The sequence below is a fragment of the Acidisphaera rubrifaciens HS-AP3 genome (assembly GCF_000964365.1).
Taxonomy (GTDB): Bacteria; Pseudomonadota; Alphaproteobacteria; order Acetobacterales; family Acetobacteraceae; genus Acidisphaera; species Acidisphaera rubrifaciens.
Genome location: NZ_BANB01000251.1, coordinates 1 through 5981 on the forward strand (window position 1 = coordinate 1; position 5981 = coordinate 5981).

Genomic DNA, 5981 nt, shown 5'->3' on the forward strand with positions numbered 1-5981 from the left:
AGCGCCAGCATCATGGCCGTGGCGGCCGTGGCGGTGATCAGGATGCCGGCGCGGGAGGAATGTCCCGCCCGAAGCGTGGCCGAACCGGTCATCGTGGTGTCCTTCCGTCGTTGCGTTTCGCCGCCGTACCGTCGATTCGTTTCGTAAGCGGCCGCATGGCATGACGCCCGGGAGCCGGTCGGGTTTCGCCGCCCTGCTTTGTCGCGGTGCGGCAGACCCTTTCCAACACTGGCCGGTGCCGCTAAGCCCTGCGGCTCCCCGATCGGCGCGCAAGGGTTTCCTGTATGTTCTCACGCCTTCTCGGCATCATGTCCGCGGACATGGCGATCGACCTCGGCACGGCGAATACGCTCGTCTACGTCAAGGGTCGCGGCATCGTGCTGGCCGAGCCCTCCGTCGTCGCCATCGCCGACGTGCGGGGCAAGAAGCAGGTCCTCGCGGTGGGCGAGGAGGCCAAGCAGATGCTCGGCCGCACGCCCGGCAACATCTCCGCCATCCGGCCGCTGCGCGACGGGGTGATCGCCGATTTCGAGGTGGCGGAGGAAATGATCAAGCATTTCATCCGTAAGGTGCACAACCGCCGCAGCTTCGCCTCGCCGGTCATCATCGTGTGCGTCCCCTCCGGCAGCACGGCGGTGGAGCGGCGGGCGATCCAGGAAAGCGCCGAGAGCGCCGGCGCCCGCCGCGTCCTGCTGATCGAGGAGCCGATGGCGGCGGCCATCGGCGCCGGACTGCCGGTGACCGAGCCCTCCGGCAGCATGATCGTCGATGTCGGGGGCGGCACGACGGAGGTGGCGGTGATCTCGCTGGGCGGGATCGTCTATTCGCGGAGCGTGCGCGTCGGTGGCGACAAGATGGACGAGGCGATCATCAGCTACATCCGCCGCAACCATAACCTGCTGATCGGCGAGGCCTCGGCCGAGCGGATCAAGATCGAACTCGGCGCCGCGTGCCCGCCCGATCCGGGCGAAGACGGGCCGTGGCGCGAGGTGAAGGGCCGCGACCTGATGAACGGCGTCCCGCGCGAGGTGATCGTCGGCCAGCGACAGATCGCCGACAGCCTCGCGGAGCCCGTCGCGGCGATCACCGAGGCGGTCAAGGTCGCCCTGGAGAACACGCCGCCCGAACTCGCGGCGGACATCGTCGATAAAGGCATTGTGCTGACCGGCGGGGGCGCGCTTCTCTACCGGTTGGATCAGGTGCTGCGGGACGCGACGGGCCTGCCGGTCGTGGTGGCGGAGGACGCGCTGCAATGCGTGGCACTGGGCACGGGGCGGGCGCTGGAGGAGATGAAGCGCCTGCGCAACGTGCTGACCTCGATGTACTGACCCCACGCTGCCCGGCCCCACACCGCGCGGCGGCATGAACAAGGCGACGGCGTGATCCTGCGGCTGTCCATCCCGGCGCGACAGGCCCTGGCGAAGCTCACCCTGCCGGTGCTGATCGCGGCCTCGTTCGGGCTGATGCTGCTCGGCAAGGCGGACACGCTGCTGGCGGAGCGGCTGCGCATGGCGCTGGCCGACAGCCTTGCGCCGATCTACGTCGCCATCTCCGGGCCGCTGCACGACCTGCGCAGCGTGGCCGCCGATGCCACGGGGCTGATTGACCTGCGCGCCGAGAATGTGCGCCTGCGGGCGGAGAACGAGACGTTGCGGCGCTGGCAGTCGATCGCGCTCGCGCTGGACGCGGAGAACCAGCGGCTGAAGGCCAACCTGCATTGGCTGCCGGACCCGACGCCCTCGTATGTCACGGCCCGGGTGGTCGCGGATGCCGGCGGGGTATACGCGCGCGCTGTGCTGCTCTCGGTCGGACCCGGCCATGGCGTGACGCGCGGGGAGATCGCGCTCGACGCGCGCGGGCTGGTCGGCCGGGTGACGGAGGTGGGCGCGCGCACCGCCCGCGTGCTGCTGATCACCGATCTTAACAGCCGCATCCCGGTCGTGCTCGAGGGCAGCCGGGCGCATGCGATCATGGTCGGCACCAACGGGCCGCGCCCGCGTCTGATGTACTGGCCGGAGGGCGTGATGCCGGCCGAGGGCGAGCGCGTCGTCACCAGCGCCGAGGCGAGCGCCTTCCCGGCCAACCTGCCGATCGGCACCGTTCACTACAGCGCGAGCAACGTTCCGGAGGTCGAGCCGCTGGCCCAGCTCGACCGGCTCGAGATCGTTCGCATCTTCGACTACGGCCTGCACAGCCAGCTCGATGCCGAGGCCGCGCCCGACAAGGGCGCGCGGTCCTCCGCCGGGGGCACGCCCGCCGCCGGCGCCGGGCGCCACTGAGGGCGTCGGCCATGGTGGACCTCATCGATCAGACACCCGGTATCCGGCCGCGGCCCACGCTGATGCGCCGGCTGGACGCGACGGCCCGCCTTTGCTTTCCGGCCGCGTGCACGATCGTGCTCATGCTGCTCTGCCTGACGCCGTTCGGCTTTGCCGACCAGGCACAGCTGCTGCCGGCGACGGCCTATGCCTGCGTGTGGTTCTGGTCGCTGTTCCGCCCCGGCTCCATGCCGCCACCGGTCGTCTTCGTGATCGGCGTGCTGCTGGACCTGCTCGGCTATCTGCCGCTCGGCGTCGGCGTGCTGGGGTTGCTCATCACCCACGGCATCGCGCTGCGGGCGCGGCGCGTCCTGACCCGGCAGGGCTTTGTCGTCGTCTGGCTCGCCTTCGTCGGCGTCGCGGTCGGCGCCGCGGCGCTGACCTGGGCGCTGGCCTGCGCGCTGTTCTTCCGCCTGCTGGCGCCCGGCCCCGCGGTGTTCCAGGCGATCATCACCGTCGCGATCTATCCGGCGATCGCGATCGTGTTCATCCGGGCCCATCGCTCGGTCGCGGACCCGCTGCAGGCATGATCCCGGTCGCATGAAGCGGGACACGCAGCGCAGCAGCGTCTTCACCCGGCGTGCCCTGCTGGTGATGGGCGGGCAGGTCGCCGCCCTCGGGGCGCTGGGGGCACGGCTGTACCAGGTGCAGGTGGTGGACGGCGCCCGCTATGCGACGCTTGCCGAGAGCAACCGCATCAGCGCCCGGCTGATCGCGCCGCCGCGCGGCCGCATCCTCGACCGCGCGGGCGTGGTCGTCGCCGGCAACCGGCTGAACTGGCGGGCGCTGCTGATCGCCGAACAGGTCGATGACGTGGGCGCCTGTCTCGACAACCTCACGCGCCTCGTCGGCCTCGCCGACCACGAACGCGCGCGGATCGAGCGCGAGGTGCGCCGCCACCGCCGGTTCATCCCGATCATGGTGCGCGAGTTCCTGACCTGGGAGGACATGGCCAAGATCGAGGTCAACGCCCCCGACCTGCCGGGCATCGTGATCGATGTCGGCACCACGCGGCAGTACCCGTTCAGCGAGAAGCTCGCCCATATCGTCGGCTACGTGGCGCCGCCGAACGAGGATGACGTGGCCGCCGACGCGATGCTCGCCCTTCCGGGCATGCGCGTCGGGCGGGCGGGCATGGAAAAGGAGCACGACGCGGTGCTGCGCGGCCGGGCCGGCGCCGTGCAGATGGAGGTCAACGCCGTCGGCCGCGTGATCCGCGAACTCGATCGGCAGGAGGGCAAGCAGGGGGACGATGTCGGCCTGACCATCGATGCCGATCTGCAGCAGGCCGTGCTCGGCCGCCTCGGCGACGAGAGCGCGTCCGCGGTCGTGATGGACTGCCGCAACGGCGAGGTCCTCGCCATGACCACCAACCCGTCCTTCGATCCGTCGCTGTTCAACTCCGGCGTCAGCCAGGCGCAGTGGATCGAATGGACGTCCAACCGCAAGGCCCCGCTGATCAACAAGGCCGCCGCCGGCCTGTATCCGCCGGGCTCGACCTTCAAGATGTGCGTGGCCCTCGCCGCCCTCGACGCCAAGGTGCTGACGCCGTGGGACCGCATCTACTGCCCCGGCTATCTCGACCTCGGCGACTCCCGCTTCCATTGCTGGAACAAGAACGGCCACGGCTCGCTCGACCTGCATGGCGGGCTGAAGAACTCGTGCGACGTGTTCTTCTACGAGACGGCGCGTCGCGTCGGCATCGACCGCATCGCCGCGATGGGACACCGGCTCGGCATGGGCATCGACACCGGGATCGACCTGCCCGGGGCGCGGCCCGGCTTCATCCCGACGCGCGAATGGCGCATCGCGCACGGGCATTACTGGAACATCGGCGACACCATCGTGAGCGGCATCGGTCAGGGCTACATCCTGGTCACCCCGCTGTCGCTCTGCACCTATGTCGCGCGCGTCGCGACCGGGCGGGTGGTGGTGCCGCACCTGACGCGCACCATCGGGTCGACGCTGCAACCGGGCGCCCGGGCTGCCGACTGGCCCCTGCTCGGGCTGCCGGACCGCAGCCTCGCGGCGGTGCGGCAGGGCATGTTCGCCGTCGTGAACGAGGCCGGCGGCACCGCCCCCGCCGCCCGCCTGCCGGAGAGCGTGAGTCAGGGCGGGCGGGTGCAGCTGGCCGGCAAGACCGGGTCGTCGCAGGTGCGCCGGGTCTCGCGCGAGATGCGCGAGCACGGGCATTTCAACAGCGCCAACCTGCCATGGGAGCTGCGCCCGCACGCCCTGTTCGTGGCCTTCGCCCCCTATGACAACCCGCGCTATGCCGTCTCGGTCGTGGTCGAGCACGGCAATGCCGGGGCGGCCGCCGCGGCACCGCTCGCGCGCGACATCATGACCGATACCCTGCTGCGTGATCCGGCGCGCAGCGGCCCCGGTCAGCGCGTCGCCGAGGAGGAGCCGCGGTGATCGAGGGGCGTCGCCTGTACCGCGAGACCAATTTCGGGCTGATCGGCAAGCTCTGGAACATCTCCTGGCTGTATGTGCTGCTGCTCTGCGCCCTCGCGGGCGTCGGCTACGCCGCCCTCTACAGCGCGGGCGGCGGCTCGCCGGAGCCGTATGCCGCCCGGCACATCCTCCGCTTCGCCCTCGGCCTCGTGCTGATGCTGTCGATCGCGCTGGTGGACATACGCTTCATCGCGCGGCTGGCATGGCCGATCTATGGCCTGTCCATCGTGATGCTGGTCCTCGTCGCCAGGATCGGCCACGTGGGCAAGGGCGCGCAGCGCTGGATCGAGCTCGGCGGCCTGCAGCTGCAACCGAGCGAAATGGCCAAGATCGCGCTGGTGCTGGCGCTGGCCGCCTGGTTTCACCGCGCCTCGTGGGAGCGGATGGGCAATCCGCTGTTCCTGATCGTGCCCATCGTCACCGTGCTGCTGCCGGTCGGCCTCATCCTGAAGGAGCCCAATCTCGGCACGGCGGTGATCTGCGGCATGGTCGGCATGTCGGTGTTCTTCGCGGCCGGCGTGCGCTGGTGGAAATTCGCCCTGGTGCTGCTGCCGCTGCCGCTGCTCGGCCGCTTCGTCTATGCCCATCTGCACGACTATCAGCGGGCGCGCATCGACACGTTCCTCAACCCGGAAAGCGATCCGCTGGGGGCGGGCTACAACATCATCCAGTCGAAGATCGCCCTCGGCTCCGGCGGCATGTGGGGCAAGGGCTATCTTCAGGGCACGCAGGGACACCTCAATTTCCTGCCGGAGAAGCAGACCGACTTCATCTTCACCATGATGGGCGAGGAGTTCGGCTTCGTCGGCGGCCTCGCGCTGATGGGCCTGCTGATGCTGATCATCCTGGGCGGCATGCTGATCGCGATCCGCTGCCGGCATCAGTTCGGGCGGCTGGTGGCGCTGGGGATCAGCTTCAACTTCTTCATGTACGTGTTCGTGAACATCGCGATGGTGATGGGCGCGATCCCGGTCGGGGGCGTGCCGCTGCCCCTCGTCTCGCATGGCGGGTCGGCGATGATCACCGTCATGGTCGGGTTCGGCATCCTGATGTCCTGCTATGTCCACCGCGACGTGGCGTTCGCCGCCCGCGACGAGGCGTGACGCCGGCCCTGCTGCGCGCCTGGCGCGCGACCGAGTACCGCGTCGCGGGTGCCGGCACGGCGCGGATCGGCGTGCGGCCCGACGCCGCGCTCGCGCGGCTCGG

At 70.2% G+C, this 5981-nt stretch carries 5 protein-coding genes; all 5 read left to right on the forward strand.

What is annotated here, in order from left to right:
* Positions 1-284 precede the first annotated feature (284 nt).
* From B8460_RS08580 to rodA, 5 genes are read left to right on the forward strand one after another with little or no spacing between them, the layout of a single operon-like run.
* Entirely contained in the window at positions 285-1328 is a 1044-nt protein-coding gene (locus tag B8460_RS08580) for a rod shape-determining protein (protein WP_048861176.1), read from the forward strand.
* A gap of 54 nt (positions 1329-1382) precedes the next feature.
* The gene (gene mreC, locus B8460_RS08585; protein ID WP_048861180.1) at positions 1383-2279 is read left to right on the forward strand and encodes a rod shape-determining protein MreC; all 897 of its coding nucleotides are present in this window, start codon (positions 1383-1385) and stop codon (positions 2277-2279) included.
* A gap of 11 nt (positions 2280-2290) precedes the next feature.
* Positions 2291-2848, forward strand: coding sequence for a hypothetical protein (locus B8460_RS08590; RefSeq protein WP_048861177.1), 558 nt, complete (start codon positions 2291-2293; stop codon positions 2846-2848).
* Between the two features lie 10 nt (positions 2849-2858).
* Positions 2859-4736 (forward strand): penicillin-binding protein 2, encoded by a 1878-nt coding sequence (mrdA, locus tag B8460_RS08595; protein WP_048861178.1) that lies wholly within the window; start codon positions 2859-2861, stop codon positions 4734-4736.
* Positions 4733-5878, forward strand: a complete 1146-nt coding sequence (gene rodA, locus B8460_RS08600) for a rod shape-determining protein RodA (protein WP_048861179.1) — start codon at positions 4733-4735, stop codon at positions 5876-5878. Before mrdA ends, rodA begins: the two co-directional genes overlap by 4 nt.
* Positions 5879-5981 lie beyond the last annotated feature (103 nt).